We start from the raw sequence: 25,762 nt of genomic DNA on the forward strand, positions 1-25,762 counted from the left end.
CCATGCCTCCGGCGGGGATATTTTTAGCCAGATGAAGATGGCATCAGGCGATATGAACGCCGTTGCGCCCGGCGAGATCGACGAAGAACTGCCACGCGACACGACCCGAACGCGATCCGCGAGTGGCCTGCCATTCAATTGCCTCGGCGCGCAGGGTTTCGGCATCGACCGAAACGCCGTAGGCCGCGCAATAGCGGTCGATCATGGCAAGATATTCGTCCTGATCGCAGGGATGGAATCCCAGCCACAATCCGAAGCGGTCGGACAATGATACCTTTTCTTCGACCGCCTCTGACGGGTTGATGGCGCTGGAACGTTCGTTTTCAATCATGTCCCGCGGCATCAGGTGGCGGCGGTTCGAGGTCGCGTAGAATACCACGTTTTCCGGGCGACCTTCTATGCCGCCATCCAGAACGGCCTTGAGCGATTTGTAATGCTGGTCATCGTGACTGAACGAGAGGTCGTCGCAAAACAGGATGAACCGATAAGGTGCCGTGCGCAGGTGGTTCAGCAGGCGGGCGACCGAACCCATGTCTTCGCGCTGAAGTTCCACTAGTTTCAGTGCGGGGTGGTCCGCGCTCAGCGCGCCGTGAACGGCTTTCACGAGGCTGGATTTGCCCATCCCCCGCGCCCCCCATAGCAACGCATTGTTTGCCTTGTAACCAGCCGCGAACCGGCGCGTATTATCAAGCAACGTGTCACGCGACCGATTGATGCCGACCAACAGATCCAGATCGACGCGATTGACCTGTTCAACCGGTTCTAGCCGTTCCGGTTCCACATGCCAGACAAAGGCCGGGGCTGCGTTGAAATCCGGTGTGGCCAAAGGCACCGGCGCCATGCGCTCCAACGCGGCAGCAATACGGTTCAGGGCTTGGTCGTCCATCGGCTCCTCCGGTCAGGTCTGGATCGGTTCAAAGCATGTTCTGATTGGCGCAACAAGGCCAGCCAACGAAAAGGGCGCGCCCGTCGGGGCGCGCCTCAGTTGCTGTGTCAGCAGATTACTTGTCGTCTTCGAATTCCCGCATCAGGTCTTCGTCTGCTTCGGTTTCTTCATCATCGTAGTAACCTTCAGCCCGCAATTGCTCTTCCCGTTTCCTTTCGACCCGAGCCACCAGGAAGATCGAGATCTCGTAGAGGCCGTAGACCACAACAAAGAGAATGATCTGGGTGATCACGTCAGGGGGCGTCACGATCGCCGCCAGCACCAGAATGCCAACAACCGCGTATTTGCGCATTGCACCCAGACCCTCTGCGCTCACCAGTCCTGCCTTGCCCATGAGGGTTAGAAGAACCGGCAATTGGAAGCACAGCCCAAAGGCCACGATGAACTTGATCGTCAGGTTCAGGTATTCCTGCGCCGAGCCCTGAAACACCACGCTTAGCGGCGCTGTAGTTACTCCATCGGCCACGGCTTCACCTTCAGCCCCGAACTGCTGGAACCCAAGGAAGAAGTCATAGGCCAACGGCGTCACAACGTAGAAAGCAAAGCTTGCGCCCAGAAGGAACATGAAGGGCGAGGCCAGCATGAAAGGCAGAAACGCGTTCTTTTCCGACTTGTAGAGGCCCGGAGCCACAAAGCGCCACATCTGCATCCCGATATAGGGAAAGGCCAGAATGAACCCGCCGAGCAGCGAGACCTTGATCGCGACAAAGAACCCTTCCTGCGGCGATATGAAGATCAGGCCGCAATCCTGTCCACGCTCATTCAGAACCTCACATAGGGGATTGGTCAGAAAGTTGAAGAGCGGCGTGGCCACTGTAAAGCAGATGATCATCCCGACCAGAAAGGCCACGACGCAGTGGATCAACCGCGTACGCAGCTCGGCCAGATGCTCGATCAATGGGGCCGAGGTATCTTCGATCTCGTCGGTCTTGGTCATGTTTCGCCTTCAGTCTTCAGCGCCGCTTCGGCTTCTTCGGCCTTGGCCAGTGCCTCGGCAGCTTCCTTGGCTTTGCGCTCGGCGGCGGCGCGGGCAGTTGAGGCCTGAATTTTCTTGGCCTGCTCGGCCCGCTCTGCTGCCAGTTTACCGGTTTCGCTGTCAGGATCGAACTTAGTGGGATCGATGCTTTTCGCCATATCCTGCGCGGCTTGCTTTACGCCGTCCATGGCCGAGCCCACAGGGTTCGCGGCAGCGTTGAGGCCTTTCTTGATCTCGTTCACTCCGGCCTGATCGGCAGCCTCGTTCATGGCGCTGCTGAATTCACGCGCCATGCCACGGGCCTTGCCGACAAAACGCCCCACATTGCGAAACAACACCGGCAGGTCCTTCGGCCCGACAACGATCAGGGCGACAATGCCGATGACCAGAAGCTCGGTCCAGCCCAGATCAAACATCTGTGGTTACACCTTGTCTTTCTCGGTCTCGGGTGTGACATCCTTGGCCAGTTCCGACGCGTCCTGTTCCAGTTCTTCCGAACCGTCTTTGACGCCCTTCTTGAACGCAGTGATGCCTTTGCCGACTTCGCCCATCAGCGAGCTGATCTTGCCACGGCCAAACAGAACCAGAACCACAACGGCGATCAGCAGAAGACCGGGAAGGCCAATATTGTTGAGCATGTCTCTTCTCCTTTTTCATCGACGCATGTGCGCCGGGAATATGAACTGGGACCGTGTTTACGCCCGTATGCCCTGCCTCAAAAGGGATTAGGCGAAAATTGAGCACGAAAATTGAAGCAATCTGCAAAAAACTATGGGCTCGCATTTTCCAACTGACAGGTTTATGTCAGTTGGTATTGGCTAGAACGATGGTATCGAAACCTGGTCAACGGAGACTCACATGACCCAAGTTGCAGAATTTGTCACTTTCACCCTGGCCGAAGGCACAACGACCGAAGAGTTCTTAAAGCTCAGCCAGGCCACCGAAGCGTTTGTTCGCGCCGCTCCCGGCTTTGTTCATCGCAACCTCAGCATGGGCGATGACGGGGGGTGGACGGATTGTGTGGTCTGGCAGAACATGAATGCCGCGCAGGATGCCGCGGCCAAGTTTCCCCAGCAGGATTTTGCGCCCGCCCTGATGGCCGCCATCAAACCCGGCAGCGAAAAGATGCGCCATGAAAATGTGCTATGGAACATGACCGTTTAAAGGTGGTCTGGACGGCGTGTCATGCGCCGAACTGACCGCCTGTTCGATATCATCCAGATCCTGCGCGATGGCAAACTGCACCGCGCGCAGGACATCGCGGACCGGCTGGAAGTGTCGGTCCGCACCATCTATCGCGACATGGATACTCTGGTCGCATCGGGCGTCCCGGTCGAAGGTGAGCGCGGCGTGGGTTACATGGTGCGCGAGCAGATCACCCTGCCGCCGCTGAATCTGACCCCGGCCGAGCTTGAGGCACTGAACCTCGGTATGGCCATCGTTGCCGAGGCCGCGGATCCAGAGCTGAAAGCCGCTGCGAACTCTCTGGCCGACAAGATCGATGCCGTTCTGCCCACACAGGTTGTGGCCGAGGCCGATACCTGGAAATTCGCGGTCTATCCTTTCGCCGATGCAGCCCGTGGGCTTGCGCATATGGCACCGATCCGCGCGGCCATCAAATCGCGCCAGAAGCTTCGACTGTCCTACCGCCGCATTGACGGTGTTTTGACCGAGCGCACCATCCGTCCTTTACACATGGAATACTGGGGCCGCGTCTGGACCCTGACTGCTTGGTGCGAATTGCGAAACGGTTTCCGCGTCTTCCGCATCGACCTGATCGAATCCGTCTCGCCGCTGCCAGAGATCTTCGCAGACGAACCCGGAAAACGCCTGAGCGACTACGACCCCCACGCCTGACAGGCAGCCGTGTTCAGGATTGTCCCGGACAGAGTGCACAGCCCAAAACGGGCCATGTATCCTCACTTCAGGTAGGGATCCGGATCAACGGATTCAAAACCTTTGCGCACTTCGAAATGCACATAGGCATCGTCTCCGCCCCGCAACTGCGCCAGCTTTTGCCCACGGCGTATCCGATCACCTTTCTTGACGGTGATATCATCAACGTTGGCATAGACCGTCAGCAGATCGTTATTGTGTTTGACCACGATGATCGGCACCTGATCCGCGTCCGCCGTAATCGCCGCAACGGTTCCGGCCTCAGCCGCGGTGACTGCTGTGCCAGGGGCCGCAGCGATGTCGATACCTTCGTTCTTGCCCTTTTTATATCCACGGATGATTGTGCCGCTGACCGGCAGGGACAAGGCGGTAGACCGCGTGTTTGTAGGGGCTTCGGCAGTCACATCAGGGGCTTCGGCGAGCGGTTCAACCTTTTCATCGGGCAAGGGTTGCGTGGCACTTGGAGGCGTTGGCGTCGGCGATCCCTGCCCCGGTTCCGTTACCTCGGTGGCCGCAACAGGCGCCGCCGCAGCGGCGCTTTGACGTGGGGCGGGCTGGTTTTTGACAGGGATCAACAGAAACTGACCTTCACGTACGGTGAAGTCGGACCCAAGACCGTTCCATTCCGCAAGCGATTCGACCGGCACCTGATAGAGGCGCGAGATCGTGTACGCCGTTTCGCCGCGCTTGACCTTGTGGCGGACAGGTTCCGGCCCGCTTGCGACCAGCGCCGGGGCTGGTTTGGCAGGTTCCAGCGTTGTTGTCCGGACGCCCCCCGTTTCAGGGGCCTGATCAATTGCCGCCCCGGCAACCGACGCGATGTCCACGCCACTGCCCGCGCCCACTGAACGTGGCAGGGCCAGGACTTCGCCCTCTCGCAGGGTGTCGGTTGTCTGAAGGCCATTGAAACGCGACAGCTCACCCTCGGGCAGGCCAACGCGCGCGGCCACATCGCGCACCGTGTCGCCCCGTCTGGCCACGACAACCTGGTAGTTCGGATAGGTTATCACCCCCCGGCTATCGGGGGACGGGCGGGACGTTGTTGCCGACTGCACTGCATCAGTGGTCGAAAACCCGCCGATCTGCCCGCGCAGGTCATAATCCAGTGGCCCCTCACACCCGGCCAGAAAGGCCAGAGCGGCCACTCCGGTCGCGCAGCGACGCATAGCTGATTTGGATACTGCACTCATAATTCTGTCCTCAACGCCTGCCCCTGTTGTCCGGGGTTCCGGCGACCAATTTATAAAGCCTGCTACGCCTCGTCCTTGCCAAGCCCTTCAAGCAGGGGCACGAAACGGACCGACGTCAATTCGTCATAGTCCAGACCGTCCTCGGTGCGCGTCACTTTGATCAACTGCTGCACCGTGTCCGACTGACCCACGGGTAAAACCATAATACCCCCGATTTTCAGCTGCGCCAAGAGTGGTCCCGGAGGGTCTTCGGCCGCCGCCGTCACAATGATCCGATCAAACGGAGCCTGTTCCGGTAAACCAAAGGATCCATCCGACAACATGGACGTGATATTCGTAAGCCCCAGATCGGCAAAAAGCTTTCCTGTCTCGCTGACCAGCCGCCGGTGGCGTTCGACCGTATAGACGCGGCGCGCCAGTTTAGACAGGATCGCTGCCTGGTAACCCGACCCGGTTCCAATCTCAAGCACGGTATCGCGCGGCCGAACGTCCAGCGCCTGCGTCATGAGGCCGACGACCGATGGCTGACTGATCGTCTGACCGCAGGAAATCGGCAATGGCATGTCCTCGTAGGCACGGTCCGCGAACAGGCCGGTGACAAAGCGTCCCCGGTCAACCTGTTCCATCGCCGCCAGAACGCGCGCATCCGTAACCCCCCGTTTGCGCAGGGCAAACAGGAACTGCATCACGGTTTCTGGGTCCAATCCGCTCATTCGACCGCCTTCAATGCCTCCAGCATGTCATATGCGGTCAAGTCGGCGCGCATCGGTGTGACCGAGATATAGCCTTCCAGATTGACCGCAGCATCCGTTCCCGGCGCAGTCGGGTTATGCTGATAGCCACCCTTGATCCACAGGAAGCGCCGCCCCGAGGGCGAGCTGTGCGGCTCGACCGAAAAATGCGTGTCGCGCCGGAATCCCTGCGCTGCAACGCGCGTACCCAGTACCTCATCTGCCGGAACAGGTGGAAAATTCACGTTGTAAAACAAACGGTAATCACCCTGCTCCTCCGGATTTGCATCCAGAATGCGCCGGACCAGATCGGCCCCGTACCGAGCGGCAGCTTCGAACGGGTCGTCCAGCCCCAGATTTCGTGGGCCGAAATACTGTGACAAGGCAATAGCAGGAATACCTTGCAGGGCCGCTTCCATCGCGCCGCCAATAGTGCCCGAATAAAGCGTGTTTTCGGCTGAGTTGTTGCCCCGGTTCACGCCGGACAGGACCAGATCCGGTGCGCAGTCCGTCATCACATCATGCAGCCCCGCCAATACACAATCCGCAGGCGACCCTTCCGCCGCATAACGCCGTTCGCTCAGCTTGGCGATCATTGTGGGGTGGGTGTAACTGATACAATGCCCGACCCCGGATTGCTCAAAGGCAGGTGCAACAACCCAAACCTCGCCATCCGGCCCTGCCAGTTCAGCAGCGATCGCTTCCAGCGTGATCAAGCCCGGAGCGTTGATCCCGTCATCATTGGTCAGAAGAATACGCATGTGCCCGATCTACCCCCACGTTTGGCCCTTGATAGACCCGGCACTGCGCTGCGGCAAGCGACGTGGACCTGCAACCTGAGGCTTTCGCGCACCACTCGTACGGAAATCGAGAGGTCAACTCTGCATCTTGGGAAAAATGAAACACTTGTCACGACGAATGGTCAGCCACATGACACGGCCCGGATTGGGCACAAAGACATTCGGAACCGTCGCCCTGAGGACCGAGCCGTCGTAGTCCATGCGAAACTCGACCAGGCTTTCGTTTCCCAGAAAACGCGCACGTTCGACCACGCCCCGCGCTGCTACTCCATCAGTCGCGGTCGGCAATGGGCCTTTGCCGTTGCGATCAAAATCCAGTTTGACGTGCTGGGGGCGGAAGACGATCTCGACATCCGTTCCATCCGGGATACCCGGCGCCAGGAATTGACCAAAAGGCGTGTCGGCCAGCGCTCCGTTCACTTGCGCTTGCAGCACGTTAATATCACTGAAAAACGCCACGGCTGCCTTGTCTGCGGGTCGGGTGTAGACGTTGTACGGCGCGCCCTGCTGGACGATCTTTCCGCGCCGCATCAGCGCGATCTCATCCGCCATCCGCATTGCCTCTTCCGGCTCGTGTGTGACCAGCAGGACAGCCGCATCCTCTTCCTTGAGAATGGACAACGTCTCGTCGCGAATACCGTCGCGCAGACGGTTGTCGAGACCCGAGAACGGCTCGTCCATCAGCATGATCCTGGGGCGTGGCGCCAAAGCGCGGGCCAGGGCCACGCGTTGTTGCTCTCCGCCCGATAACTGATGTGGGAAACCGTCGATGAACCGCATCAGGTCCACTTTGCGCAGCAGTTCCTCGACCCGGGCACGTTTCTCGTCCTTGCTGCCCCTCAGGCCAAAGGCCACGTTGTTGGCCACGCTCAGATGAGGAAACAGCGCAAAGTCCTGAAACATCAACCCGATCTCGCGCCGCTCTGGCGGCACCCGAAACACGGTGTCACAGATCAGCTTGCCATCGACGTAGATCTCGCCCGAGTCCTGCATCTCAACCCCGGCAATCATGCGCAAGGTTGTGGATTTCCCGCAGCCAGACGGCCCCAACAAACACGTCACCTTGCCGGCCTGCACGGTCAACGACACGTCATCCACAACGACACGCCCTTCGAACCGGCAAATAATGTTGCGAATTTCCAGACGCGGAGGAGTTGCGTTACCTGTCACCGATGGACCCCATTGCCTGTCCCGATCAAATCCATCGGGCTTGGGCGGGGATAGCAACCCCGCCCCTCAGGTGCAAGCGATCAGCAACAACCACCGGGTGAAGCTGCTTCGCCTGTGGCCTCAAACGGGCTTTCGCCGCCGCAGCCCTCGAAAATACCGAAGTGGGTAGAAAAATCGCCGATAAAGTCGAAATGGCGGGCAAACCGCGTGTCCCGAAGCATCATCCAGGTATTGCCGCAGACCGGAAAGACCTTACCGGTTTCAATAACGTGGTGATCGTCCAGAACAAACGCATGCGGTGCGTTGGGAACAGTGCCTTTATAGACCACCGCCTGACCGTAATCCTCACAGGCCGGTTCCAGCGCAGGCAGCTTGAACAGACGATAGGTCGCCGAAAGGAATTTGAGCGGGGCAACACGTTCTTCCAACACCGGGTTCTCGATGGTCAGCGGGCGATGCGTCACCCGGCGCGGATCGCCGAAACCCGCCTTGCGCGCCATCGACAGGAAGTCGTTCCAGTACAATGCACCCGACAGGCACTCGCCATACAAAACCTCATCCTCGGTCATCGCCTGTGGGATACGGCGGTCGGCATAGACGTCCGAGAAGTACATTTCGCCGCCCTCTTTCAGCAACCGGTGCGCGCCCTTCAGAACAGCATCCTTGTCGGTCGCCAGGTTGATGACACAGTTCGAGACGATGATGTCAAACGATCCGGGCTCCAGATTCAGCTCATCCAGCTTTTCGATGTAACCGTGATGGAATTCCACATTGCTCTGGGCGTGGCCAAACGCGCTGGCATGATATTCCTGATGCGCACGGGCGACATCCAATTGCTCAGGCGTCATGTCGATCCCGACAACCCGGCCCTTTTCACCGACCATGGCGGACAAGGCATAGACGTCGCGTCCGGCCCCGCAGCCGAGATCGAGGATCGACATGCCTTCAAGATCCAGCGGCGCGATAAGACCGCAGCCATAGTAGCGCGTCAGCACATCGTCGTGAATCCTTGAGAGGATACGCTTGAGGTGTTCTGGCATGTCGTCAGGCGTGCAGCAGGCGTTGGTCTGCAAATCCGCACTGCTTTGCAGGACTTCACCATAATAATTCTGCACCGATTCATGCTTCATCGCGGTCTTCCCCTTGCAAGTGGCTGCATCGCAGCTAATGCACAGGTCCGCGGTTCGCAATCCGGGTAAGGCGCTTCTGACAAAAGTGTGAGCCTTCTGGTGGGGCTTTACGCCAGCAGCTCGAAATCCACATCGGCGCGGATATTGCCATTCACCTGAACTTCAAGCCGATGCGCTCCGGGGACCAGCTTGAAAGTCGTGGCATCGCCCTTCAGTTTGTGACGCTTGTCAAGATTAAGCTTGCCGCCTTTCAGGGTTGCCTGTTTCAGCTTATGCACCTTCGCTGAGGTTTTCCCTCCAGGGCGTTGAAAGTGAATGATATAATCCACCAGGACGAGCTGTTCACCTTCTCCGCTCAAACCGACTGAAAACTCCAATGCGCCGCCGATGCGGGCTTTGGACTTCAGGTCAATCGTTACTGCAACATCGGTATCCGGGTTAAATCCCAGCATTTTCATCGCCTCTGGGTGCCCCGCCTTGACCAGTCCGCGCAGCGCATGAGAAGTCATCCACTCCAGCTCTGCCGTGGTCTGTCGCCCCTCGGCGCGCCACTTGTCCAGACGGCCCAGCACCAGGCCAGGGTCCTTTTTGGTGATGTCATTCAGATGGTTGGCAACGGACCGCGTGACATACCGGGTCGGATCACCGTGCAATCGGTCCAACAGCGGCAACGGGTCCGTCAGACCCAGACCGATGCCCTGCCCCCATGGCAGACGGGGCCGCGTGCCTTCACTGACCAATCGGCGCACGTGATAGCTGTCATGGGTACACCAGTCCTGCATCCGCTCGAGCACCCTGTCCGGGGCATGATTCAGGAAAGGCCGAATGGCCCATTCCATCGAAAACCGCTGCGTCAGCTCTTCCAGCATGTCCAGTGATACACCAACGTGACCCATCCCGATACCAGCGACCCATTCACCCAGAGGCGCGAAAATGAAATCGCCGAAATCATCATCAGATCTGGAAGGGTCCAGCGCAGGCGGCAATGCCCGCAAAATCACCGGGGCGACTGTTGGCAAGTCACCCGGCAGGGCCTGTTGCAGACACTCAGCGATCCAGGCCATACGCTCTTTCAGTTCCAGTTCGGGCAGGCGCGACATGACCTGTGTCCGAAACGCAGGAGCATTGAACGCCGGTTCAGCTTCCACAAATAACTTACTGAGAAAGCTTACCTTATCAGCGTTGAACAGCTGATCCTTTAACGAAAACCCCTGCGCCATGGTCACATCGTCAGGTTGGTCGCACCGCCGTCCAGCAGGATGTTCTGGCCGACAATAAAGCCCGCATGTTGCGAACAGAGAAACGCACAGGTGGCACCAAATTCCTGCCGCGAACCATAGCGTCTGACCGGGATTGTCGCCGCACGGTTGGCGCGTGCTTCGTCGATCGAAATACCCTGTTGTTCCGCCACACCGCTGTCCAGAGAATCCGCCCGGTCCGTGGCATGAATACCCGGCAGCAGGTTGTTGATGGTCACCCCGTGTGGCGCTACCTGACGCGAAGTTCCGGCAACATAGCCAGTCAGACCGGTACGCGCCGCATTTGACAGGCCCAGAACCGCAATCGGCGCACGCACGGATTGCGAGGTTATGTTGACCACCCGGCCCCATCCCTTGTCCATCATTTCGGGAAGCAACGCTTTCATGAATGCAATCGGTGTCAGCATGTTGCTATCCAGCGCCTTGATGAAATCATCCCGCTCCCAGTCCGACCACGATCCGGGCGGCGGTCCACCGGCATTTGTCACAAGAATATCAACGCCCTGTGCAGCTTTGATCACCTGCGCTTGCCCGTCGGGCGTGGTCACGTCGCAGGCCACGGTCTGCACCTCAACGCCGTGCTCTGACCGCAGGCGCGCGGCCACAGCCTCCAACGCCTTGGAACCACGTGCGTTCATCACGAGGTTTACGCCAGCCGCAGCAAGCGCCTCGGCGCACCCAAGACCCAATCCCTTGCTGCTGGCACAGACCAGCGCGCGCTTTGCTTGAATTCCCAGATCCATCGGATCCTCCCTGTCAGTCATTGCCGCATGTCTAGCACCGGCCAGACAGGGAAGGCCAGAACGGCAGCGCCACCTCAGTAAAAGAACTCTTCCCGGACGATCTTGCCGTCAGCGACGTGATAGACACCCACTTCGCGCATATCGAACGCTTCGCCGGTTTCCTTCACCTTGCCCTGCACTTCGAAAATCACGGCAAAACGGTCTTCGCCATGGGGAAATGGGTCACTGACAGACGCACCAGAAACCTCATGGGCATTCTCCCACCACTCGTGTTTGCCACGGATGGCGTCGAGCCCTTTGGTCTCCCGACCCATTCCCTGAAAGTCCTGCCCTTCGACCGATACGGCGTCGGGGGCGTAAAGCTTGGATAGGTTTTCCTTGGCCCGGTCTTCCCGGCAACCAGCCACCAGTTCGTCGGCAATCTCTTTCAAATTCATTGAGCCACTCCATCATTTGTTCACTATATGTTCTTATTGCCACAAACGTATGATTCGAACCAGCCCCTTTGTCTTGCTTCGGCAGGATTCCCCGCATATACGCGCGCTCATGCTTGATACCTCGAACCAACCCACATTGCCGCCCGAGATCGCCCGGCGCCGGACATTCGCCATCATCTCGCACCCGGATGCGGGCAAGACGACGCTGACGGAAAAGTTCCTGCTGTACGGGGGTGCGATTCAGATGGCCGGTCAGGTCCGTGCCAAAGGCGAAGCCCGGCGAACCCGGTCGGACTTTATGCAAATGGAGAAGGATCGCGGTATTTCGGTTTCCGCATCCGCAATGTCATTTGACTATGACACCTTCAGGTTCAATCTGGTGGATACGCCGGGTCACTCGGACTTTTCCGAGGATACCTATCGTACGCTGACCGCTGTGGATGCTGCCGTGATGGTGATCGACGGAGCGAAAGGTGTGGAAAGCCAGACGCAGAAACTGTTCGAGGTCTGCCGCCTGCGCGATCTGCCGATCCTGACCTTCTGCAACAAGATGGACCGCGAAAGCCGCGATACGTTCGAGATCATCGACGAAATTCAGGAAATGCTGGCCATCGACGTCACCCCTGCGGCATGGCCCATCGGCGTGGGCCGCGATTTTATCGGCTGCTACGACATGCTGCGTGACCGGCTTGAACTGATGGATCGCGCGGACCGCAACAAGGTGGCCGAAAGCATCGAGATCAATGGGCTGGACGACCCGAAACTGGCGGAACACGTGCCCGAGCATCTGCTGGACAAGCTGCTGGAAGAGGTCGAGATGGCCCGCGAATTGCTGCCCGCGCTTGACCCGCAGGCTGTGCTGGAAGGCCATATGACACCGATCTGGTTCGGTTCGGCCATCAACTCGTTTGGCGTCAAGGAACTGATGGAAGGCATCGGTGCCTATGGCCCGCAGCCACAGGTTCAGTCTGCCGAACCGCGCCAGATATCCCCCGACGAAAAGAAGGTCGCAGGGTTTGTCTTCAAAGTGCAGGCCAACATGGACCCCAAGCACCGCGACCGGGTGGCGTTTGTCCGCATGGCCAGCGGCCACTTCAAGCGCGGTATGAAACTGACCCATGTACGGTCGAAAAAACCGATGGCGATTTCGAACCCTGTGATGTTCCTCGCCTCAGACCGAGAATTGGCGGAAGAGGCCTGGGCCGGAGATATCATCGGCATTCCCAACCACGGGCAGCTGCGCATCGGCGACACCCTAACCGAAGGCGAAGCGCTGCGCGTGACCGGCATCCCCTCTTTCGCGCCGGAACTGTTGCAAACAGTGCGGCCCGGAGACCCGATGAAGGCCAAGCATCTGGAAAAAGCCCTGATGCAGTTCGCCGAAGAAGGCGCCGCCAAAGTGTTCAAACCCTCGATCGGCTCGGGTTTTATCGTGGGGGTCGTTGGTGCATTGCAGTTCGAAGTGCTCGCCAGCCGAATCGAGATGGAATACGGCCTGCCCGTGCGCTTTGAAGCATCGCAGTTCACCTCGGCCCGATGGGTCAGTGGTGAAAAGACCGAGGTCGAAAAGTTCGTGAATGCCAACAAACAGCACATCGCCCATGACCATGACGGCGACATTGTCTATCTGACCCGCCTGCAATGGGATATCGACCGGGTCGTCCGCGATTATCCCGCGCTGAAACTGACCGCGACAAAGGAGATGATGACCTGAGGCAACTGGCTGATTGCGCAGCCGAACCCGGCTGTGCAATCCTGCGCGCATGAGTGACGACGAACTGACCTATCCCGGTGGCCTGCCCGACATGCTGGACAGCTATGAGAACCGGCGCAGCCCGTTTCAGTTCGGCACCCTGACCCTGCCCGTGCTTGACGTCGATCTGGAAGATCTGGCCAAACGAACCGTGCCCGACACAGCCACCGAATTGCCGCCCGGACGCAGTAGCACGTGGGACCGTAAGCGCGTCCAGATCGCGCGGGAATTTGTCGGGAATTCGGAGCTTGCCTTCCTCAACGCCCAACTGATCTCGAACCTAAGAAAGCGGTCATTCCCGCGTCAGGCCCCTGCGCTGTTCTGTCGGGTGTGGCAAGAGCAATCAGATCACCTTCTTTCCGTCCTCGACCTGCGATGGCTGGTGTCTTCTGTTCAGACCTTTGCCGATCATGGTCAGACCCCGACACAGCGCGAGGTCGGACATGCCTTGCGCGTATTCTTCGGCATGATGAAACTGTATGAGTTCGAGAGGCTCTTCTCGGGGCTGGCCCCGGAAACGTCGTTTCAGTTCAAGGACAGGAAACACGTGCCGCTGCCCTATCAGATGAAAGGCTTTTCCTTCGAAAAGGGCGGCCTGGATGTCAATCTCATCGCCCCGATCTGGACCAAAGCGATGAACGATCCCACCATTGCGCCACTCGTGGATCACCTGATGACCGAACTGAACAAGGACCCCGGCGGTGTCTTTCGGCGTCTGAAACTCATGCGCGACACCCGCGCGCCGCGCAAATGACCACCTGGGGCATTGTCTCGATGGTCCGGGGGCCAACCGAAGACGTCCTTCGGTTCGTGGCCCATCACCTCGAACTGGGGGCGGATTTCATGTATATCTACATGGACGAGCCCAACCGCCGCACGTTCAGAGCACTCAGAATGCACCCCAAGGTCCGGGTTCGCGTCTGTGATGATGCCTTTTGGGAAAAACGCGGACGCGCACGACCGGAAAAACATCAGGTGCGCCAGTCGGTTCACGCCACTTTTGCCTACCGAAACACTCAACTGGATTGGTTGACCCATATCGACGTGGATGAATTTCTGTGGTCCACAACCCCCATCGCAGATGTGTTGCGCGATGTTCCGAACGCGGTTCACGCCGCCCGTGTCCGCCCGTTAGAGGCGCTGGCCGGGGGCAAAGACCTGTACAAAGCACATATCCCGCATGGCCCGAACCGCGAGGCGTTGGTCGAGACCATCTATCCGAATTACGGCGCGTTTGTCATGGGTGGTTTCCTAAGCCACGTGCAGGGAAAGTTGTTCGTGCGCACCGGATTGAAAAACTTAAGCTTCCGCATCCACAACCTGTTTCAGAACAAAGTGCTTCTGCCCTGCAAACACGAACTCCCTCAGATCGATCTGTGCCATCGCCATGCCCCAGGTTGGGACCACTGGATTGCGCATTATCAGTTTCGCATGAATCGCGGCTCGTATCAGGCAGGCATGGCACCGAATGTCCCGCGTGACCAGGGTGGCCTGAGCAAGAATGAATTACTCCACTGGATCGAGGCCGAACAAGGCATGGACGGCCTGCGCGCGTTCTACAAAGAAATGAGCGGCACAGACTCAGGGGTGCGCGCCAACCTGGAACGCCACGGCCTGCTGCGCCACCGACCACTGAACCTGGACGAAAAGCTAGAGAAACACTTCCCCGGAAGTTGCTGAATTGTTGCTGAAATTCACGGAAAGCCAAGGGCCGGAACAGGTGAAATTCTCTTCATTTGACCCCGACCAACGTTTTTGTTATGTCCGCGTACAAGCCGAAATGTCGCATCACGCGTATGGCCATCCGGGCCCGGCACATCTTTGACGCGCGGGCCAGGTCAAGTGTCCGCAAAAACCGGACTTACATGACAAAATTTAACGAACTGAACCTGAACCCGAAGGTCCTCAAAGCCATTGAGGAAGCCGGATACGAAACCCCAACCCCTATTCAGGAAGGCGCGATTCCTCCCGCTCTGGAAGGCCGCGATGTCTTGGGAATCGCCCAGACCGGCACCGGGAAAACCGCCAGCTTCACACTGCCGATGATCACTCTGCTGGCGCGTGGACGTGCCCGCGCGCGGATGCCACGCTCTCTGGTTCTGTGCCCGACGCGGGAACTGGCGGCTCAGGTGGCCGAGAATTTCGACACCTACAGCAAGCACCTGAAACTGACCAAAGCGCTGTTGATCGGCGGCGTCAGTTTCAAAGAGCAAGAGGCGCTGATCGACCGCGGCGTCGATGTTCTGATCGCCACTCCGGGTCGTCTTCTGGATCATTTCGAACGTGGCAAGCTGCTGCTGAACGGCGTGCAGATCATGGTGGTGGACGAAGCCGACCGGATGCTGGATATGGGTTTTATTCCTGACATCGAGCGCATCTTCTCGCTGACGCCTTTCACACGGCAAACGCTGTTCTTCTCGGCGACCATGGCATCCGAGATCGAACGAATCACAGATACATTCCTGTCGGCCCCTGCACGGGTTGAAGTTGCCCGGCAAGCAACCGCATCCGAGACGATCGAACAGGGCGTTGTCATGTTCAAAGGCGGCCGCCGGGATCGTGAAGCAAGCCAGAAGCGCAACGTGCTGCGTGCTTTGATCGACGCAGAGGGTGAAAAGTGCACCAACGCAATCATCTTCTGCAATCGCAAGACAGATGTCGATATCTGTGCGAAATCGCTGAAGAAATATGGCTATGATGCGGCCGCCATCCATGGCGATCTGGATCAGTCACAGCGGATGAAGACACTGGACGGGTTCCGCGACGGATCATTGCGCCTGCTGGTGGCATCGGACGTCGCTGCGCGCGGTCTGGACGTTCCGGCCGTCAGCCACGTGTTCAATTTCGACGTCCCCGGCCACCCCGAGGATTATGTACACCGCATCGGCCGCACCGGTCGTGCAGGGCGCGAAGGCAAGGCAATTACGATCTGTTCAGGCCGAGATGAAAAGGCCCTCGCCGCGATCGAAAAGCTGATCCAGAAAGACATTCCACGCCTCGACAATCCGATCAAGGAAGACCCCAAGCCCGAAAAGCCGACGCCCGAGAAGAAAACCCGGGAGCCAGATGGCAAAAAAGACGTCAGGAAAGAACGAGAGCCAAAGGGCCGTGGCCGGGGACGCAAGGAAGACACCGGTCGGGCCGTTGTGGGCATGGGTGATCACCTGCCCAGCTTCATAGCCCTCAGTTTTGACGAGCGTCGAGCGGGCTAAATCGCCAGCATCAACGCCAGTATCGAAACACCCAACAGCAGCATCCCGGCGATTTCTCGCCGGGTGATCGTCTCGCGGAAAAACAGGATCGAGGCCATCAGGCTGAAGATTAGTTCCACCTGACCCAGCGCTTTGACATAAGCTGCGTTTTGCAAGGTGAAGGCCCAGAACCAACAAAACGACCCACCCAGACTGGTCAGGCCGACAAACACGCCGGTGGATCGCGTCTGCCAAACCGCACGCAGCTCGGCCCGGTCGCGCCACAACAGCCACAGCCCCATGCTGACAAACTGGAACGTCACGACAGCGGCCAGGGTGATCAGCGCCCGGAACCAAGCGTCGATATCGCCCAGTTGCAGCGACGCCCCGCGATAGCTGACGGCAGAAAAGGCAAATAAAACACCTGATCCAAGCCCCAATTGGGACGCACGGTTCGTAAGATGTCGCCACCAGGCACCGCCCCCACCGGGTGTTTTTGACAGCAAAAGCACCGCCATCAACCCCAACAGGATCGCAATCAACGCGCCGCCGGAAACGCTGTCACCCAAAACCAGAAAGCCGACAATCGCGGTCTGAATCACTTCGGTTTTCTTGAAGGTGATCCCAACCGCAAAATTTCGTTGCTTGAACAACGCGACCACGCAAATCGTTGCAAGGATTTGCGCGGTGCCCCCAATAACCGCATAAAGCCAGAATACTCCGCCAAGTGGTGGCAGGCTGGCCCCGGTTATATGCAACGCCACCCATAGCCCGGCAACGGCCAGCGGCATGGAGTAAGCAAACCGGGCAAAGGTCGCGCCTGCGGCAGACAGTTTCACGCTGCTCAGAGATTTTTGCAGCATGAATCGCACGGTCTGAAAACTGGCGGCGGCGATGGTGACAGGGATCCAGAGACTCATGTCACCCGTTGTGTCGGCAAATCAGCGCTTTGGCCAGAGCGGATGCGGAACCGGGTCCTTGGCACGTAGTAGATACTGCCGGAAAATCTGTGCATAGGAGCGGTATAAATAAGCCTCATTGCAGGCCAGGTATCTGTCTTTGCCATCACGATACAACGACGGCAGCCGATACCAAGGCGCGGCTGGGTTCATGTGATGCACAACATGCAAGTTGTTGTTCAAAAACAGAAATGACAACGGCCCGCTGTCTTCGATAATCACAGTCCGTGCGCGGGATTTCTCGTGCGCGCGGTGTTCCAAAAACGTGCGGATTTTCAGCAACGCCAGCCCGATATAAGCCGAAATCAGATAAACCCAGATCGGCATGGCTGACTGTGCAACGATCCACAGAACCGCCGCCGCGCCGGGTATGTGCAAAGCCCAGGCCAACAGGACAGCCTTGTCACCGCGCCACAGCCCCCGCCACTCGTCCCGCATAAACAGAACCTGCCCTATAGCCGGACCCAGCACCATCCGCCCCAGAAGCGTGTTGTTCAGCGCCAGCACCGTCTGCACGCCACGCGGCAGCGCCGACCAGATTTCGGGATCCAGGTAGTTGGATTCCGGATCGTCATATGGGTCAGTCAAAGTGGCATCCTGATGATGCGCCAAATGCAGATCACGAAAGCGGTTATACGGAATGGCCAGGGTCAGTGGCAGTGCCATCAGCGCCTCATTCAGCCACTTAGCGCGAAATGGGTGGCCATGCAGGACTTCGTGCGTCAAAGACGAATGCAGGGCTGCAACAAAGCCCAGAGCCGGAGCCGCCAACCACAGTGACGTGTTTGCCACCCAGAACAGCCCGGCAAGCCAGGCGGCATAGCACCCTACGATCAGGATAAACGTGCCCCATTCGGGTGATTTCGGTGTGGAAGGCTCAGCCATTACGCCCCCACGAGATTCCCGCCCATAGTCTTTCGTAGATCACGTACAGTGTCAGGCCGATAGCGGTGTTGATCAACGCCAAGGCCCCACCAACCGCGGTCGACCCGGTGGCGACCAGGCCCACCAGCGTCATGGTGGCCAACCCCATGGCATTCCACACGATTGCTTTCACGACAGATCTTCGCCGCGTTTCCATTCCGACCCCCATTCTTCTTGCTTTTACAAAGGGGTTACACTTCATTTCTCACGCTGAAAATTCTGAATATGATTAACAAAACTAATCATCTGTGATATTTTTCATCGCATGCAGGAAAACATCGACAAACGCGACCGCGCCGCTCAATTCCGCCTACGCCTTGCCCGCGCGATGGAGGACCGTCACGTCAGCCAAAGCGCGCTTGCGCGCCACATCGGCGTGGACCGTTCGACCGTTTCTCAGTTGTTGACCGGTCATGGCGCGCGTCTTCCCAACGCGCATGTTGTGGGTGGCTGTGCCGCGGCACTGGGTGTCTCGGCTGACTGGTTGCTGAGCCTGTCCGACAGACCGGAAAGCGCGGCAGAGATTTTGGCCAGTTCCCTCTCCTTTACGGAAGCCCCCCGCGCCCTTGTCGATGAGCGAATTTTCGAGTGGCACAAGGAAGCCGCCGGATACAAGATCCGCTATGTCCCGGCCACCCTGCCAGACATGCTCAAGACGCGCGCGGTACTGGAATGGGAATATGCGCCACATCTGGGTCGCACGGCAGATCAGGCCATCGGAGCGTCCGAGGATAGGCTGACCTGGATGCGCAGCGCTCAGTCGGATTACGAAATTGCCATGCCGTTGTACGAGATCGAGAGCTTTGCCAGCGCCACAGGGTATTACCATGGTCTCTGCCCGGATATTCGGCTGGAACAGATCGATCACCTGCTGGCCCTGTGTGAACAACTATATCCCCGGATGCGGATCTATCTGTTTGATGCCAAAAGGTTGTATTCCGCCCCGGTTACGATTTTCGGACCGCTTCTTTGCGTTTTTTATGCCGGAAGTCACTATTTGGCGTTTCGCGACCGGGATCGGATCGAGACATTTTCACGCCATTTCGACACGTTGGTGCGCGAGGCCGATGTCGCCGCCCGCGATTTCCCGAACCATTTGCGACGGCTCAGAACGGCGGCTTCCCGCAACAGTTGATGCAGCCAGGCGCAACCTGTGCTATCGTCCCTTGGCGCGAACCATCGGGCATTCCGACCACAAACGGAGGACCACAGGAATGGACGCAATTCAAACCGCTCAATACGCACGTGCCCTGTACGCTGCGCACGGAGACCGGGCCGAAGCAGAGGCCGCACAAAAGATGCGCGAATGCGAAGCTGCCGGAAACCAGAAAGAGGCACAGGATTGGCAGGCGGTCCGCCAGACCATCCGCCAGATCCGTGGCCCAAATCAGGGCTGAGTTACAGTTTCGGGTCGGGATTGACGGTGTGCCCATCCACCGCGATCACCTGCCCCGACACCAGCCGCGCCGCGTCTGAAGCAAGAAAAACGGCCATATTGGCGATATCCTGCGCTTCCACAAAGCGCCCCATTGAAGTGCCAGAGGCATAGCCCTGGTAAACCTCATCGCGGGTCATGCCCTTTGCGGCTGCCTCCCGGGCCAATACGCCTTCCATGCGCGGGCCTTCCACCGCACCCGGACAAATGGCGTTTGCGCGAATACCCAGCGGCCCCAGTTCCATCGCCAGCGTTTTCATCAACCCAATGATCGCCCATTTGGCCGACGCATAAGGCGCACGATACGGATAGCCGTACTGACCGGCGGTGGAGGAGGTCAGAATGATGCTGCCCGCCCGCGCCGACTTCATCATCGGCGCGGCGTACTTGGCGGCCAGAAAGGCCCCGTCCAGATTGACCGCGACACAGGCGCGCCATCCATCCAGATCGATATCCTCGATAGCGTTTGTCGGCCCGGCGATCCCGGCATTTGCGCACAGAACGTCCAACCCACCGGCCGCCCCGACAGCCTGAAACACAGCGCTCATGTCGGTCTCATTTGTTACATCAGCCCTGTGCGCCACCCAATGGTCGGGCAAGGCATCCAGAGCTGACGGGTCAATATCCGTCACCCAGACATCATAACCGGCGGCGTCAAACGCCGCGGCCATGGCCCGACCGACACCCGATGCCCCGGCTGTTACCAATACGCGCCGGGTCACGAGGGCTTCCGAATGGCGGCCCCCGCCCCTTCAGGGTAAGGCAAACCGGCCTGTGCCTTGGCAATCCGCGCCATCGCTGCTTCGATCTTGGGCGACGGCGGACTGGGGCGGCGGGTTTCAAGACTGACATGCAGCAGGAAACTCTCGCCCGTGGCCAACAGCTTGTTGCCTTCATACATGCTGTGAAAGACATGCAGCTTCTTGCCCTGCCCCAGCAGCATCTGCGTGCGCACGTCGATCTTTGCCCCTGCATGGACCTCGTCGATGTAACGGATGTGGTTTTCAGCGGTGAAATAACTGCCACCCGACGCGATATACTCCATATCGCAACCAATGATCTCCATGAAACGGTCCGTGGCGGCGGCAAAAGCTTCCAGATACTTGGCCTCGTTCATGTGGCCGTTGTAATCCGTCCAGTCCAGCGGAACGGCACGGGACAGGGTCAGGATCGGCTGGCTCAGATCCGCCTGATCCAGTGTAGGCAAGGCACCCGGCTTCAACAGCGCATCATGCTGGTTCAGCACCGCCCCCGCACCATAGTTCTGCGCCTTGAGGGCCCGCATCATGCCCACAAGGTTGTTGTCGCGAATGCGTTCCAGTTCTCGGATCGAATGCATCCCCGATTGCGCGTCTGACTGATCGGCGATCAGGTCGACCAGTTCATCGGTGAATTCCGGCACGTCCATCAGCTTGGTCCAGGGCCATTTCAAGGCTGGCCCGAACTGAGCCATGAAATGCCGCATCCCCGCTTCACCTCCGGCCACACGGTACGTTTCGAACAATCCCATCTGCGCCCAGCGGATGCCAAAGCCCATTCGGATCGCTTCGTCGATCTCTTCGGTGGTGGCGATGCCGTCCTTGACCAGCCACAACGCCTCGCGCCAGACGGCTTCCAGAAAGCGGTCGGCGATATGCGCGTCGATCTCTTTCTTGACATGCAGCGGGAAGAAACCAACCGAGGTCAGCAGTTTCCTGGCCTGTTCAACCATCTCCGGTGGGTTTCTGTCGGTCGGCACCAGCTCGATCAGCGGCAGCAGATAGACTGGGTTGAATGGGTGCGTCACGACGATCTGTTCCGGGCGCAAGGCACCGTGCTGAAGCTCGGATGGTTTGAACCCGCTGGTCGAGGATCCGATAATCGCAGCCGGGTCACAAGCCTCCTGCAAGCCCTTGTAAACCTTCAGCTTCAAGTCCAACCGCTCTGGCACGCTTTCTTGGATCCACGTCGCGCCCTGTACGGCGTCGGCCATGTCGTCATGAAAGCTCAGCGCGCCTTCGGGTGGCAACGGAACATCGCTCAACCCCGGTAAGGATCGGCGCGCATTGTCCAGCACTTCGCCTATTTTGCGTTTCGCTTCGGGGTCCGGGTCGAACACCCGAACGTTCCAGCCATTGAGCAGGAACCGCGCGGCCCATCCGCCGCCAATGACACCGCCCCCGATAATTGCTGCCGTCTTTGTCATGCTGTCCTCTAATCGATACAGATTACCCGCGCGCGCCCAGCCTCATCCAGATGCGGAATGCATCCGAATTGCGGTGTCACTGCGCTGCATTGTTTGGTTTCTGACAGGCAGAATCCTGCGCAGTCAGAGGCTTTTTCGCAAGAGCTTCCAGCGTCGGACAACGGTTCAAAGCAGATAAACTGCCGTATCCGACCGCCCATCTCATAGCTTCCCCCCTTGGCTTCGCATTCCTTGCGGGCCAATGGGTCTTCCGCAGTCTGTCCCACCCCAACCCGGGGCAGACATACGGCCAGAACCGTCGCGCAGATTACAACCGCCGATCGCATTGCTCTCTTCCTTTTGCTGGCACGCCTGCGCTTTCCGGTCATGGGCAACGGACGCAGGCAGTCAACCCTTTGGGGCCCGCTTCACCAGCCCTAGCTTCTCGCGGACTTCTTGCGGCCCGATCACCCGCGCGCCCATGTTTTCGATAATGGTTCCGGCACGTTCAACCAGTTGCCAGTTCTCGGCCAGAACGCCCTTCTCCAACCACAGGTTATCTTCCAGACCAACGCGCACGTTGCCGCCCGCCAGAACCGAAGCCGCAACAAACGGCATCTCATTCCGCCCCAGCGAAAACGCACTGAAGGTCCAGTCATCCGGCACATTGTTCACCATCGCCATAAAGGTGTTCAGATCATCCGGAGCGCCCCACGGGACCCCCATGCACAGCTGCACCAGGGCGTTGGGGTCCAGAATCCCTTCCTTAACCAGTTGCTTGGCAAACCACAGATGGCCGGTGTCAAACGCCTCGATCTCGGGCTTAACGCCGAGGTCTGTCATCATCTGTCCCATCGCGCGCAACGCGCCGGGCGTGTTGGTCATGACATAATCGGCCTCGGCAAAGTTCATAGTGCCGCAGTCCAGAGTGCAGATCTCGGGCAGGCACTCGGCGATATGGGCCACACGTTCGGTCGCACCAACCAGATCGGTTCCAGCCTCTGCCAATGGCAGCGGGTTTTCGATACCGCCGAACACCATATCTCCACCCATGCCAGCTGTCAGGTTCAGCACTGCATCCACCTCGGCATCCCGAATGCGATCGGTCACTTCACGATACAGCGCCAGATCGCGCGACGGCGCACCTGTTTCGGGGTCGCGCACATGGCAGTGCACAACAGCCGCGCCCGCCTTTGCGGCGGCAATCGCACTGTCGGCAATTTGCTTCGGCGAACGTGGCACATGAGGGCTGCGATCCTGCGTCCCGCCCGAGCCGGTCACGGCGCAGGTGATGAAGACTTCGCGGTTCATTTCCAGAGGCATGGCGTTTTCCCCAAGTTATACCCGGTTTTGCCTTGAGTTTTCCCCAGACTTCTCCCCGGATTCCGATTTGCGTTCTAACCCAACTCTGGCGCAGCTTTGGGAAAACCACTTGGCAAAATGCGAATCGAACTTGATGCAATCCGCAAAAAACATATTACAACCCGAACATCGGGCCCTGAAAACGGCTGTGCTGGTGCTGGATGAATGCAACACGCTCAGCTTCGCCTCGGCGGTCGATCCAATGCGCGCTGCCAACCGTCTGGCAGACAGGCCCGCCTTTGACTGGGACTATGTGACTTCGACATCGGAACCCGCGATGCTGACCAGCGCCCTGCAAGTACCCGGCATCCCGCTCGCCCGTCTGCAAGGCTGCGACCTTATGATCGTGGTCGCAGGTTTCCAACTGGCCCGTCACGCCACCCCAAGCCTGCTGGCCGGCCTGCGCCGCATTGCCGGTACCGGCGCGACCATGGCCGGGATTGACGGCGGCCCCTGGCTGCTGGCTGAGGCCGGGCTGCTGGACGGTCACTCTGCGACGACCCACTGGGAAGACCTGGAAAACTTCGCCACTCGTTTCCCCGACGTCGATGTGCGCCCCGACCGCTTTACTGTCTCGGACGGTCGCCTGACCTCGGGCGGCGCGATTCCCGCTGTCGAGATGATGCTGCACATCATCGCCGCCCGCCATGGCGCGGGTTTCGCATCCCGTGTTTCGGGCCTGTTCCTCTATGATGGCGCGCCGGACCCCGGCACACCGCAAAGCCGCACCGGCGTACCACACCGCCACACGGCGCTGACGGCCAAGGCAAACTCGCTGATGCAGGCGTCGCTGGATGACCCCCTGCCACTGGCCCATATCGCAGACCAGCTGGGCACCAGTCCACGCACTCTGCAACAACAGTTCCGCCTGCGCCTGAACACCACGCCCCAGGACCATTATCTGCAACTGCGTCTGGCCGAGGCCCGCCGTCTGGTCACCGACACCGACCTTCCACTGATGGATGTCGCGCTGGCTACCGGTTTTGCTTCACAATCCAGTTTCGCCCGCGCTTTCCGCACAGCGCACGGTCAATCTGCCCGCGACCTGAGGCAAGAGCGCGCGCACCCCACGCATCACTGACCGGATCCAACTTCATTTGGCCAGAAATATCCCGGGGGAGGCGCGCGCAGCGTGCCCGGGGCAGAGCCCCTGTCCCTCAGTACGGCATTGGATGCGCCCTATGGACTTGGTCCAGTTCGGCCAGAACCTCGTTTGACAAAGACAAATCCGCACCCGCCAGAACATGCGCCAACTGTTCCACCGTAGTTGCGCCAAAGATGGCCGACATCATGAACGGCCGCGAGCGGCACCAGGCCAGCGCCATATGGGTCGGATCTAGGCCATTTCGCGCGGCCACATCCAGATAAGCCGCTACCGCATCAAACACCCGATCAGACTTGCGCCCGCCCAATTCAGGCGAAAGCGACATACGCGAGCCGCCCGGTACAGCCCCGCCTTGGTATTTTCCGGTCAACAGTCCGGTACCCAGGGGTGAGAACGCCATCAGGCCGACATCCTCATGTACGCTCAGCTCGGCCATGTCGGTATCGAACAGGCGGCACAGTAACGAATATTCGTTTTGCACGGACGCCACACGCGGTGTGCCCGTCTGTTCGGCCAATCTCAACCACTGCGCCGTACCCCACGCGCTTTCATTCGACAGACCAAAGGCGCAGATATTGCCTTTGTCGACCTGAACCTGCAATGCCTCCAGACAGTCCTGCATATTGTCCAAAACGTCTGCAGTATCGTGTCCCGAAGGCGCATAATCCCAGTTTTGGCGGAACATATAGCTGCCGCGATTGGGCCAATGGAACTGGTAGAGATCGATGTAATCCGTCTGCAACCGCCGCAAAGATCCTTCGATGGCCTCGGGAATGGTCTTGGCTGTGATCGGCGCACCGTCACGAACATATGACAACCCCTCACCCGAATGCTTGGTCGCCAGTACGAAATCCGCCCGGCGCGACGAATTTGCAGCGTTCCAGTTTCCAAGAATTTCTTCGGTACGACCAATTGTCTCTTTGGCAACAGGATTCACCGGATACATCTCTGCGGCATCCACAAAGTTGATCCCCGCGTCCAGCGCCATGTCCATCTGCCGGTGCGCATCCGGTTCCGAGGTCTGCGACCCGAACGTCATCGTCCCGAGGCAAAGATCGCTCACGAAAATTCCGGTACGGCCCAAAGGCTTCATCTGCATCCTCAAATCTCCTGATAAATGGCACAGCCCGTCAGGCCTCGGCCTTCTTTTCCCACCGCCCGGATTCTTCCGACCAGTATTGCGCGGCGCATCCGGCGCCGGTCAGCGTCTTCCACTGCCCGCGTGCGTGCTGCACAGCCATGTCGTCATTGCCGTCGAACAGAATGCAGACCCGCTCCAGAGCCGACACCTCTTCGGGTTCAACCGGCGCGCCGTCCACGGCCATAACGCAATCCGCGTCGTTTTTGGCCTCGGCGCTGGTGGTCAGCAGAATCGGCTGCTCGGCGTCATGTGGGCCACCTTCGCGACCATGCGGCAGGAACCCGTCCTCGGGGCCCAACCACAGCTTTTCATCCAGCCAGTCCATCCGCGCGGGATCGGTGCCCCGCACGGCAATCTTCCACCCGGCCTGCCTTGCCTTATCCAGCAGCACAGGCAAGGTGTGCTCCAGTGGCTGGCGGGTCAGATGGTAGAAATAGACAGCACCCATTT

General features: G+C 59.0%; 30 protein-coding genes. 9 read left to right on the plus strand and 21 right to left on the minus strand.

Annotation, left to right across the window (positions count from 1 at the left end; translation table 11 throughout):
- Window positions 1–43: 43 nt before the first annotated feature.
- The 4 genes from AC2FJB_RS00335 to AC2FJB_RS00350 all read right to left on the minus strand — a co-directional run bounded on the left by AC2FJB_RS00335 (window position 44) and on the right by AC2FJB_RS00350 (window position 2,560).
- Complete coding sequence (locus AC2FJB_RS00335) at window positions 44–886, minus strand: ATP-binding protein (protein WP_496719295.1); 843 nt, start codon at window positions 884–886, stop codon at window positions 44–46.
- Window positions 887–1,001: 115 nt separating this feature from the next.
- The gene (gene tatC / locus AC2FJB_RS00340; RefSeq protein WP_496719294.1) at window positions 1,002–1,883 is read right to left on the minus strand and encodes a twin-arginine translocase subunit TatC; all 882 of its coding nucleotides are present in this window, start codon (window positions 1,881–1,883) and stop codon (window positions 1,002–1,004) included.
- Entirely contained in the window at window positions 1,880–2,338 is a 459-nt protein-coding gene (gene tatB / locus AC2FJB_RS00345; RefSeq protein WP_117868757.1) for a Sec-independent protein translocase protein TatB, read from the minus strand. Before tatB ends, tatC begins: the two co-directional genes overlap by 4 nt.
- A gap of 6 nt (window positions 2,339–2,344) precedes the next feature.
- Window positions 2,345–2,560 carry a twin-arginine translocase TatA/TatE family subunit gene (locus AC2FJB_RS00350; RefSeq protein WP_117868756.1) on the minus strand — a complete coding sequence of 72 codons (216 nt, stop codon included), beginning with the start codon at window positions 2,558–2,560 and terminating at the stop codon, window positions 2,345–2,347.
- A 220-nt stretch (window positions 2,561–2,780) separates the two neighbouring features.
- On the opposite strand from AC2FJB_RS00350, the gene AC2FJB_RS00355 reads away from it, so the two are divergent.
- Together AC2FJB_RS00355 and AC2FJB_RS00360 are read left to right on the plus strand one after the other, a co-directional pair.
- Window positions 2,781–3,086 (plus strand): hypothetical protein, encoded by a 306-nt coding sequence (locus AC2FJB_RS00355; protein WP_299893782.1) that lies wholly within the window; start codon window positions 2,781–2,783, stop codon window positions 3,084–3,086.
- A 21-nt stretch (window positions 3,087–3,107) separates the two neighbouring features.
- Window positions 3,108–3,779: a helix-turn-helix transcriptional regulator gene (locus AC2FJB_RS00360; protein WP_299640990.1), complete on the plus strand. Its 672-nt coding sequence runs from the start codon at window positions 3,108–3,110 to the stop codon at window positions 3,777–3,779.
- Window positions 3,780–3,841: 62 nt separating this feature from the next.
- On the opposite strand, the gene AC2FJB_RS00365 is transcribed toward AC2FJB_RS00360, so the two are convergent.
- The 8 genes from AC2FJB_RS00365 to AC2FJB_RS00400 all read right to left on the minus strand — a co-directional run bounded on the left by AC2FJB_RS00365 (window position 3,842) and on the right by AC2FJB_RS00400 (window position 11,278).
- On the minus strand, window positions 3,842–5,008 hold the full coding sequence (locus AC2FJB_RS00365) for a LysM peptidoglycan-binding domain-containing protein (protein ID WP_496719293.1): 1,167 nt from the start codon (window positions 5,006–5,008) through the stop codon (window positions 3,842–3,844).
- Window positions 5,009–5,070: 62 nt separating this feature from the next.
- Complete coding sequence (locus AC2FJB_RS00370; RefSeq protein WP_117868752.1) at window positions 5,071–5,721, minus strand: protein-L-isoaspartate(D-aspartate) O-methyltransferase; 651 nt, start codon at window positions 5,719–5,721, stop codon at window positions 5,071–5,073.
- Complete coding sequence (gene surE / locus AC2FJB_RS00375) at window positions 5,718–6,500, minus strand: 5'/3'-nucleotidase SurE (RefSeq protein ID WP_496719292.1); 783 nt, start codon at window positions 6,498–6,500, stop codon at window positions 5,718–5,720. The genes AC2FJB_RS00370 and surE overlap by 4 nt, the downstream gene beginning before the upstream one ends.
- Window positions 6,501–6,614: 114 nt before the next feature.
- The gene (locus AC2FJB_RS00380) at window positions 6,615–7,709 is read right to left on the minus strand and encodes an ABC transporter ATP-binding protein (RefSeq protein WP_496671056.1); all 1,095 of its coding nucleotides are present in this window, start codon (window positions 7,707–7,709) and stop codon (window positions 6,615–6,617) included.
- Window positions 7,710–7,789: 80 nt separating this feature from the next.
- Complete coding sequence (locus AC2FJB_RS00385; protein WP_496719291.1) at window positions 7,790–8,839, minus strand: methyltransferase domain-containing protein; 1,050 nt, start codon at window positions 8,837–8,839, stop codon at window positions 7,790–7,792.
- A 107-nt stretch (window positions 8,840–8,946) separates the two neighbouring features.
- On the minus strand, window positions 8,947–10,059 hold the full coding sequence (locus AC2FJB_RS00390) for a YhaZ family DNA alkylation repair protein (protein WP_496719290.1): 1,113 nt from the start codon (window positions 10,057–10,059) through the stop codon (window positions 8,947–8,949).
- Between the two features lie 2 nt (window positions 10,060–10,061).
- The gene (locus tag AC2FJB_RS00395) at window positions 10,062–10,841 is read right to left on the minus strand and encodes an SDR family oxidoreductase (RefSeq protein WP_496719334.1); all 780 of its coding nucleotides are present in this window, start codon (window positions 10,839–10,841) and stop codon (window positions 10,062–10,064) included.
- A gap of 74 nt (window positions 10,842–10,915) precedes the next feature.
- On the minus strand, window positions 10,916–11,278 hold the full coding sequence (locus AC2FJB_RS00400; RefSeq protein WP_299893793.1) for a nuclear transport factor 2 family protein: 363 nt from the start codon (window positions 11,276–11,278) through the stop codon (window positions 10,916–10,918).
- A gap of 109 nt (window positions 11,279–11,387) precedes the next feature.
- Here AC2FJB_RS00400 and AC2FJB_RS00405 point away from each other — a divergent pair, with 109 nt between their 5' ends.
- From AC2FJB_RS00405 to AC2FJB_RS00420, 4 genes are all read left to right on the plus strand, one after another.
- Window positions 11,388–12,992, plus strand: coding sequence for a peptide chain release factor 3 (locus AC2FJB_RS00405; protein WP_496719333.1), 1,605 nt, complete (start codon window positions 11,388–11,390; stop codon window positions 12,990–12,992).
- 49 nt (window positions 12,993–13,041) lie between these two features.
- On the plus strand, window positions 13,042–13,785 hold the full coding sequence (locus AC2FJB_RS00410) for a hypothetical protein (RefSeq protein ID WP_496719289.1): 744 nt from the start codon (window positions 13,042–13,044) through the stop codon (window positions 13,783–13,785).
- Entirely contained in the window at window positions 13,782–14,711 is a 930-nt protein-coding gene (locus AC2FJB_RS00415) for a glycosyltransferase family 2 protein (protein ID WP_496719288.1), read from the plus strand. The genes AC2FJB_RS00410 and AC2FJB_RS00415 overlap by 4 nt, the downstream gene beginning before the upstream one ends.
- Before the next feature lie 185 nt (window positions 14,712–14,896).
- The gene (locus tag AC2FJB_RS00420; protein ID WP_117868744.1) at window positions 14,897–16,243 is read left to right on the plus strand and encodes a DEAD/DEAH box helicase; all 1,347 of its coding nucleotides are present in this window, start codon (window positions 14,897–14,899) and stop codon (window positions 16,241–16,243) included.
- Here AC2FJB_RS00420 and AC2FJB_RS00425 read toward each other — a convergent pair.
- The 3 genes from AC2FJB_RS00425 to AC2FJB_RS00435 are packed head-to-tail and all read right to left on the minus strand — an operon-like array spanning window position 16,240 to window position 18,262.
- Window positions 16,240–17,142 (minus strand): EamA family transporter, encoded by a 903-nt coding sequence (locus tag AC2FJB_RS00425; RefSeq protein ID WP_496719287.1) that lies wholly within the window; start codon window positions 17,140–17,142, stop codon window positions 16,240–16,242. The genes AC2FJB_RS00420 and AC2FJB_RS00425 overlap by 4 nt on opposite strands.
- Before the next feature lie 21 nt (window positions 17,143–17,163).
- Entirely contained in the window at window positions 17,164–18,066 is a 903-nt protein-coding gene (locus AC2FJB_RS00430; RefSeq protein WP_496719286.1) for a fatty acid desaturase, read from the minus strand.
- Window positions 18,059–18,262 (minus strand): DUF2061 domain-containing protein, encoded by a 204-nt coding sequence (locus tag AC2FJB_RS00435; RefSeq protein ID WP_496719285.1) that lies wholly within the window; start codon window positions 18,260–18,262, stop codon window positions 18,059–18,061. The genes AC2FJB_RS00430 and AC2FJB_RS00435 overlap by 8 nt, the downstream gene beginning before the upstream one ends.
- A 108-nt stretch (window positions 18,263–18,370) precedes the next feature.
- Here AC2FJB_RS00435 and AC2FJB_RS00440 point away from each other — a divergent pair, with 108 nt between their 5' ends.
- Both AC2FJB_RS00440 and AC2FJB_RS00445 read left to right on the plus strand, forming a co-directional pair.
- A complete protein-coding gene (locus AC2FJB_RS00440; protein ID WP_496719284.1) occupies window positions 18,371–19,240 on the plus strand; it encodes a helix-turn-helix domain-containing protein in 870 nt (289 codons plus the stop codon).
- 79 nt (window positions 19,241–19,319) lie between these two features.
- Window positions 19,320–19,502 (plus strand): hypothetical protein, encoded by a 183-nt coding sequence (locus AC2FJB_RS00445; RefSeq protein ID WP_117868740.1) that lies wholly within the window; start codon window positions 19,320–19,322, stop codon window positions 19,500–19,502.
- A gap of 1 nt (window position 19,503) precedes the next feature.
- On the opposite strand, the gene AC2FJB_RS00450 is transcribed toward AC2FJB_RS00445, so the two are convergent.
- From AC2FJB_RS00450 to bcoG, 4 genes are all read right to left on the minus strand, one after another.
- Window positions 19,504–20,262 carry an SDR family oxidoreductase gene (locus AC2FJB_RS00450; RefSeq protein WP_496680837.1) on the minus strand — a complete coding sequence of 253 codons (759 nt, stop codon included), beginning with the start codon at window positions 20,260–20,262 and terminating at the stop codon, window positions 19,504–19,506.
- Window positions 20,259–21,725, minus strand: a complete 1,467-nt coding sequence (locus AC2FJB_RS00455; protein WP_496719283.1) for a carnitine 3-dehydrogenase — start codon at window positions 21,723–21,725, stop codon at window positions 20,259–20,261. Before AC2FJB_RS00455 ends, AC2FJB_RS00450 begins: the two co-directional genes overlap by 4 nt.
- An 8-nt stretch (window positions 21,726–21,733) precedes the next feature.
- Window positions 21,734–22,051, minus strand: coding sequence for a hypothetical protein (locus tag AC2FJB_RS00460; protein WP_117868737.1), 318 nt, complete (start codon window positions 22,049–22,051; stop codon window positions 21,734–21,736).
- A gap of 61 nt (window positions 22,052–22,112) precedes the next feature.
- Window positions 22,113–23,027 (minus strand): 3-dehydrocarnitine:acetyl-CoA trimethylamine transferase BcoG, encoded by a 915-nt coding sequence (gene bcoG / locus AC2FJB_RS00465; RefSeq protein WP_117868736.1) that lies wholly within the window; start codon window positions 23,025–23,027, stop codon window positions 22,113–22,115.
- Between the two features lie 133 nt (window positions 23,028–23,160).
- On the opposite strand from bcoG, the gene AC2FJB_RS00470 reads away from it, so the two are divergent.
- The gene (locus AC2FJB_RS00470) at window positions 23,161–24,147 is read left to right on the plus strand and encodes a GlxA family transcriptional regulator (protein WP_496671091.1); all 987 of its coding nucleotides are present in this window, start codon (window positions 23,161–23,163) and stop codon (window positions 24,145–24,147) included.
- A gap of 76 nt (window positions 24,148–24,223) precedes the next feature.
- On the opposite strand, the gene AC2FJB_RS00475 is transcribed toward AC2FJB_RS00470, so the two are convergent.
- On the minus strand, window positions 24,224–25,270 hold the full coding sequence (locus tag AC2FJB_RS00475) for an aldo/keto reductase (RefSeq protein WP_496719282.1): 1,047 nt from the start codon (window positions 25,268–25,270) through the stop codon (window positions 24,224–24,226).
- 31 nt (window positions 25,271–25,301) lie between these two features.
- Window positions 25,302–25,760, minus strand: coding sequence for a DNA polymerase III subunit chi (locus tag AC2FJB_RS00480; RefSeq protein WP_496671097.1), 459 nt, complete (start codon window positions 25,758–25,760; stop codon window positions 25,302–25,304).
- Between the last annotated feature and the right edge of the window lie 2 nt (window positions 25,761–25,762).

It is taken from the genome of Ruegeria sp. CDSC085, from assembly GCF_059610465.1.

Excerpts from the sequence above, each read along its gene's own strand:
- AC2FJB_RS00335 (WP_496719295.1), bottom strand. The coding sequence starts at position 886 with ATGGACGACCAAGCCCTGAACCGTATTGCTGCCGCGTTGGAGCGCATG.
- tatC (WP_496719294.1), bottom strand. The coding sequence starts at position 1,883 with ATGACCAAGACCGACGAGATCGAAGATACCTCGGCCCCATTGATCGAG.
- tatB (WP_117868757.1), bottom strand. The coding sequence starts at position 2,338 with ATGTTTGATCTGGGCTGGACCGAGCTTCTGGTCATCGGCATTGTCGCC.
- AC2FJB_RS00350 (WP_117868756.1), bottom strand. The coding sequence starts at position 2,560 with ATGCTCAACAATATTGGCCTTCCCGGTCTTCTGCTGATCGCCGTTGTG.
- AC2FJB_RS00355 (WP_299893782.1), top strand. The coding sequence starts at position 2,781 with ATGACCCAAGTTGCAGAATTTGTCACTTTCACCCTGGCCGAAGGCACA.
- AC2FJB_RS00360 (WP_299640990.1), top strand. The coding sequence starts at position 3,108 with ATGCGCCGAACTGACCGCCTGTTCGATATCATCCAGATCCTGCGCGAT.
- AC2FJB_RS00365 (WP_496719293.1), bottom strand. The coding sequence starts at position 5,008 with ATGAGTGCAGTATCCAAATCAGCTATGCGTCGCTGCGCGACCGGAGTG.
- AC2FJB_RS00370 (WP_117868752.1), bottom strand. The coding sequence starts at position 5,721 with ATGAGCGGATTGGACCCAGAAACCGTGATGCAGTTCCTGTTTGCCCTG.
- surE (WP_496719292.1), bottom strand. The coding sequence starts at position 6,500 with ATGCGTATTCTTCTGACCAATGATGACGGGATCAACGCTCCGGGCTTG.
- AC2FJB_RS00385 (WP_496719291.1), bottom strand. The coding sequence starts at position 8,839 with ATGAAGCATGAATCGGTGCAGAATTATTATGGTGAAGTCCTGCAAAGC.
- AC2FJB_RS00390 (WP_496719290.1), bottom strand. The coding sequence starts at position 10,059 with ATGGCGCAGGGGTTTTCGTTAAAGGATCAGCTGTTCAACGCTGATAAG.
- AC2FJB_RS00395 (WP_496719334.1), bottom strand. The coding sequence starts at position 10,841 with ATGGATCTGGGAATTCAAGCAAAGCGCGCGCTGGTCTGTGCCAGCAGC.
- AC2FJB_RS00400 (WP_299893793.1), bottom strand. The coding sequence starts at position 11,278 with ATGAATTTGAAAGAGATTGCCGACGAACTGGTGGCTGGTTGCCGGGAA.
- AC2FJB_RS00405 (WP_496719333.1), top strand. The coding sequence starts at position 11,388 with ATGCTTGATACCTCGAACCAACCCACATTGCCGCCCGAGATCGCCCGG.
- AC2FJB_RS00410 (WP_496719289.1), top strand. The coding sequence starts at position 13,042 with ATGAGTGACGACGAACTGACCTATCCCGGTGGCCTGCCCGACATGCTG.
- AC2FJB_RS00415 (WP_496719288.1), top strand. The coding sequence starts at position 13,782 with ATGACCACCTGGGGCATTGTCTCGATGGTCCGGGGGCCAACCGAAGAC.
- AC2FJB_RS00420 (WP_117868744.1), top strand. The coding sequence starts at position 14,897 with ATGACAAAATTTAACGAACTGAACCTGAACCCGAAGGTCCTCAAAGCC.
- AC2FJB_RS00425 (WP_496719287.1), bottom strand. The coding sequence starts at position 17,142 with ATGAGTCTCTGGATCCCTGTCACCATCGCCGCCGCCAGTTTTCAGACC.
- AC2FJB_RS00430 (WP_496719286.1), bottom strand. The coding sequence starts at position 18,066 with ATGGCTGAGCCTTCCACACCGAAATCACCCGAATGGGGCACGTTTATC.
- AC2FJB_RS00435 (WP_496719285.1), bottom strand. The coding sequence starts at position 18,262 with ATGGAAACGCGGCGAAGATCTGTCGTGAAAGCAATCGTGTGGAATGCC.
- AC2FJB_RS00440 (WP_496719284.1), top strand. The coding sequence starts at position 18,371 with ATGCAGGAAAACATCGACAAACGCGACCGCGCCGCTCAATTCCGCCTA.
- AC2FJB_RS00445 (WP_117868740.1), top strand. The coding sequence starts at position 19,320 with ATGGACGCAATTCAAACCGCTCAATACGCACGTGCCCTGTACGCTGCG.
- AC2FJB_RS00455 (WP_496719283.1), bottom strand. The coding sequence starts at position 21,725 with ATGACAAAGACGGCAGCAATTATCGGGGGCGGTGTCATTGGCGGCGGA.
- AC2FJB_RS00460 (WP_117868737.1), bottom strand. The coding sequence starts at position 22,051 with ATGCGATCGGCGGTTGTAATCTGCGCGACGGTTCTGGCCGTATGTCTG.
- bcoG (WP_117868736.1), bottom strand. The coding sequence starts at position 23,027 with ATGCCTCTGGAAATGAACCGCGAAGTCTTCATCACCTGCGCCGTGACC.
- AC2FJB_RS00470 (WP_496671091.1), top strand. The coding sequence starts at position 23,161 with ATGCAATCCGCAAAAAACATATTACAACCCGAACATCGGGCCCTGAAA.
- AC2FJB_RS00475 (WP_496719282.1), bottom strand. The coding sequence starts at position 25,270 with ATGCAGATGAAGCCTTTGGGCCGTACCGGAATTTTCGTGAGCGATCTT.
- AC2FJB_RS00480 (WP_496671097.1), bottom strand. The coding sequence starts at position 25,760 with ATGGGTGCTGTCTATTTCTACCATCTGACCCGCCAGCCACTGGAGCAC.